We start from the raw sequence: 983 nt of genomic DNA on the forward strand, positions 1-983 counted from the left end.
AGGCGCACCGGGCGCGGCCGTCGCTCGCCGACCGCCGGACGCGCGCCGAACTCGACGCCGCAGCCAAGCCGCACCCCCCGCACCAGTTGCAGGCCACGCCGGGCTGGCCACCGGTCGCCGTTCCCGGCCGGCCCGGCCGCTACCTCGTCGCCCAGGAGAACGCCGCATGACCGTCGACAACCTCGCCCAGCAGCTCACAGGCGGCCCCATGGACCCGGACGACGACCCGCTGGAGTACATCCCCGACGACGGCCCCGCCGAGAACGACGGGAAGAAGGGGCGCGGCCCGTCGCAGGCGTCCCAGCTCGTCGCCCTGGCCCGCAAGCGGTACGACTTGTTCATGTCGGAGGACGGCCGCCCCTACGGGGTGAAGGTCGACGGCGCGAACATCGCGCTCCCGCTGCGCGGGAAGGCCGGCCTGCGCTCGCAACTGGCGCGCATCTTCACCGACGAGCACGGCGGATCGGTGCCCTCACAGGGCTCCCTCGCCGACGCGATGACCGTGCTGGAGGGCGTCGCCCAGGACGCCGACCCGCGCGTCCCGCACGTCCGCGTAGGACGCCACCAGGACGGCATCGTCGTCGACCTGGGCGACGCCGACGGGCGGTGCGTCATCATCCGCCCCACCGGGTGGGAACGGGCCGCCCGCTCGCCCGTCCTGTTCCGCCGCTCGGGCGCCATGAAGCCGCTTCCCGAACCGATCCGCGACGGCGACGGCCTGGCCAAGCTGCGCGCCCTGCTCAACACCGACGACGACGGTTTCCAGCTGCTCGTCGCCTGGCTTGTCGCCGCGTTCATCCCCGACCTGCCGCACCCGATCCTCACGTTCCGCGGCGAGCAGGGCACCGGCAAGTCGTACTCGGCGAAGATGGTCATTGGCATCGTCGACCCCTCGGGGGCGCCGAAGCGGACCGCGCCCAGGGACATCAAGTCGTGGGCCACGCAGGCGTTCAACTCGTGGGCGCTGTGCCTCGACAACGTCT

Annotated in this window: 1 pseudogene; it reads left to right on the forward strand. The window is 72.9% G+C overall.

Annotated features, from left to right (window positions below):
- Window positions 1-166 precede the first annotated feature (166 nt).
- Window positions 167-983, forward strand: a pseudogene (locus ACTWQJ_RS51810) (ATP-binding protein); the annotation flags it as partial.

The organism is Streptomyces sp. KR55, from assembly GCF_052245645.1.
GTDB lineage: Bacteria > Actinomycetota > Actinomycetes > Streptomycetales > Streptomycetaceae > Streptomyces > Streptomyces flavusporus.